This window comes from Bacillus sp. LL01 (genome assembly GCF_001037965.1).
Window position 1 is genome coordinate 1 of the sequence record NZ_LFEL01000253.1, and the last position, 3,308, is coordinate 3,308.

The 3,308-nt window shown below is 39.2% G+C and carries 3 protein-coding genes; 2 read left to right on the forward strand and 1 reads right to left on the reverse strand.

All coding sequences use genetic code 11. From position 1 onward, the window contains the following. Together mdcE and AB685_RS28930 are read left to right on the forward strand one after the other, a co-directional pair. Positions 1 to 1,391: biotin-independent malonate decarboxylase subunit gamma (gene mdcE / locus AB685_RS28925; RefSeq protein WP_047974064.1), on the forward strand; the 1,391-nt coding region annotated here is incomplete at its 5' end. Next, positions 1,385 to 2,032 carry a malonate decarboxylase holo-ACP synthase gene (locus tag AB685_RS28930; RefSeq protein ID WP_047974065.1) on the forward strand — a complete coding sequence of 216 codons (648 nt, stop codon included), beginning with the start codon at positions 1,385 to 1,387 and terminating at the stop codon, positions 2,030 to 2,032. The genes mdcE and AB685_RS28930, both read left to right, overlap by 7 nt. Before the next feature lie 32 nt (positions 2,033 to 2,064). Here the strand turns inward: AB685_RS28930 and AB685_RS28935 are convergent, their stop codons facing one another. After that, the gene (locus AB685_RS28935; RefSeq protein WP_047974066.1) at positions 2,065 to 3,036 is read right to left on the reverse strand and encodes a hypothetical protein; all 972 of its coding nucleotides are present in this window, start codon (positions 3,034 to 3,036) and stop codon (positions 2,065 to 2,067) included. Positions 3,037 to 3,308 lie beyond the last annotated feature (272 nt).

A 3,308-nucleotide genomic window follows, 5' to 3' on the forward strand; every position in this document is an offset into this window, starting at 1 on the left:
CTCTAGAATTAGCGATAGAAGATAATAAAAAAGGGAAGAAAACGAGAGCAGTCATTGTTTTTGATACTGGTGGTGTACGACTACAAGAAGCCAACTATGGTTTAATTGCTATTTCTGAAATTGGTTCAGCAATCGTTGAGCTTCGGCAATACGCTCCGGTTATTGGCATTGTCCCTGGAAAGATAGGTTCCTTTGGGGGGATGTCGATTAATGCTGGTCTGTTAAGTGCGATCATTGCTACAAAAGAAGGGCGAATTGGATTAAATGGTCCAGAAGTTGTTGAGCTTGAAGCAGGAATCGAAGAAATTGATTCTCAAGATCGACAAAGCATCTGGGGAATGATCGGTGGAGAACAACGTTTGGCTATGGGTTTAGTAGATCATCTTGTTGACGATGACGTAGATCAAATAAAGAATTGTTTACACCAAATATACAAAGATGGATTGAGCCAACCTCGCAGCTCACAAGTAGAACGTTATCTCTCTTTATTAAATTCCATTTCTCTGGAAGAAAAGGTCTCTCCCTTGAAGGCAAGGGAACTTTGGAGCGAGTCAGATGAGGTGCATAGTGGCTTTGAAAATGATGCAAGCTCTCAATCGGAACAAACAAGAGGAGCAAAATGGTTTAACTTGCTTACAAAAGGAGCAGAGTCTTATAAGAGAGACGCTGAATCTGTCTTATGTGCAGATCAAGATGGGATACGTTATTTATGTGTGACAGCGAATCCAGAAGCCACCTTTTATAGAGCTCGGAACGGAGAGCTTGGTCTGAAAGAAGGGTGGATGTTAGCAAAATACATTCATGAAGTGATCGAAGCGGATAGAAACGGAGAGAAAAGGCCAATTGTGGCGATTGTGGATGTTCCTAGTCAAGCCTATGGTTATCATGAAGAATTGTTTKGGATTCACCAAGCATGTGCAGCTAGTGTTGATGCATATGCCACAGCTAGACAGAAGGGGCATCCAATTATCAGTCTTGTAGTAGGAAAAGCTATCTCTGGAGCGTTTTTAGCGCATGGACTTCAAGCGAATCGAATTCTAGCATTRGATGATGAAGGAGTAAACATCCATGTTATGTCAAAGCAATCAGCAGCTAAAATTACAAGACGGACGATTCTAGAATTAGAAGAAGCTACAAGTAAGGTTCCTGCTATGGCATATGATATTGGTTCATTTGCAACATTAGGGACGCTCGATGAATTAATAAAAGACGTACAGGCAGATCAACCTACGAATGACCAGGTTAAACGAATTGAAGAAAAAATCTCCTCTACAATCGACTTAGTTCGAATGAGCCAAAATGATTTCAGTCATCGACTAAAATCAGACATGGCAGTTGAAAATCGCGTAGCTTCTATTAAAGTAAGAAAGTTGTTAAAAGAACAATGGTAAGAGTTCATGACCTAATTGAATTAACAAATGTGGAGGGTTTTCTTTTAAAGGAAACCTTCCCCGATTGGGTGCGTCAGTCATTAAGAGAGCTTCCATATGTTGTTGTACGGAGAGCACCGATTATAGATGGGCTCATCCCTATAGGTATAAGGGGGAAGCATCGAAGTGAACGTTGCGCAAGTACGATCTCAATTTCATCTATTAAAAAAATCTATACTCCGGAGTCCATTGATGTAAGTAACGTACAAACTCATGCTTCTCATATAAATGAAGCGTTGAAAGCAATTGAGGAAATGATTGCTGAATATCCATTAACATGGGGGCCGACGGGAAGTGTCGGTTTTGAATTAATTACAAGGAATCCTACTACTCATTTAAAAAGTGACATTGACATGATTATTAGAAGCGACGTAACCCTGCAACGAACAACAGCTGAAACTCTTATGAATCAACTATCAAAACTTCCTGTGAAAGTTGATATTCTTTTGGAACGCGATGAAGGAGGATATGCCCTTTCTGAATATGCAAGCGGGGCTGATAAACTCGTTATGAGATCAACAGAAGGACCAAAGCTTGTAACCCATCCTATGTTACAGCTTCTGCATGATGGAGGAAAGTATGATGATCATACAGGAACATAAATGAAAAAAGGGTGATTCATGAGGTTGTATGATTAAACCTCTGAATCGCCCTTTTTAATAGTTGAATCCTCATCCTTACATATGCTTTTATAATAATCTCTTTCTAGCTTGTAAATTTGTCTGCGCATCGCATTCCAATCTTCATTCCCTAATGAAGCTTTTCGTAATTCATCCGTGATGTTTTCTAATTCATCCATGTTAATGTCTTCACCGTTTTCAAGTTGATGTCTCATTTCTTGGATGTTATCTTCAAGCTTTTGTAAGCCATGATCCCAAGTGAAATAAAAATCGACCGGCTGCATTTCCTCAGATAAGATATGTTTTACTTCACAGACTTCTTGTCGTGGTCCAACAATCGATATATCAGTAGCATGAACGGTGATCTCGACTTCATTTTCTTCAAGCGTTGCAGTGATGTATTTCATCTTTTTTGCAATCGTAAAGTTGAAAATATGTTCGAGTACATAGGAGAGCATCATGAAGTTTAACATGACGATCGTTTTTGGATCGTGAACATGAGTTTTAATGTTGTGTTTWGATAAGGTCTCATCAACTTCTTTTAAAACATCATCATATTTTCCTTTACGAATCATGATGGCAAATTGTTGCTGTGAATGCATCTTTAAAACATTCGGTAGCTTAATGATAGGAATCAATACAAGCAGAACCATCGACATACCGCCAAGAATCAGTGTATAAGGATAACCCATTAGGGTCTGCTTGATTTTGGAACAAGATGGATCTCGGTTCTTCATTTTAGTGGAAGTGTATCCGTTCACGAGTGGAATCAACACAATTAAAACAATCGAGGCAATCCGGACAATTGTGTCGTCATCAGGCATGAGTGGGATAAAGGTCTCCGCTAAGTCTGGAAAAACAGTTGTCACAAGGATGTATATCCAATAAAGAGACAAAAGCCCCATGAAACTTACTTTAGAATCATCTTGTGAGGGAATGCGACCAAAGAATGTCAGAGTCGCCATGCTGAATACTTTGCTTAGCATCTTGGCTATTCCTGTTAATATTATGCGAAAATAAGGCAACCCCTTCACCTACTTCTATGAAATTTTATATGCGTAAAGTTTACTATTCCCTTATTAATGCGGGTTAAACGCAAATGACAAGGATTGGTGGACCTAGCTTAAACGAGTTATGCTATGATAGATAAAAGACTATTCTTATAAAGGATGATCGAGCCTTGACGACTGTACTTAGTGAATTTTTGATTCGACAATTAGCCTCAAGTCAAGCAACGTATACACGCGGGGTAGAGTAT

What these genes read in the sequence shown, in the direction of transcription:
- AB685_RS28930 (WP_047974065.1), top strand. Translation starts at nt 1,385, where the DNA reads ATGGTAAGAGTTCATGACCTAATTGAATTAACAAATGTGGAGGGTTTT.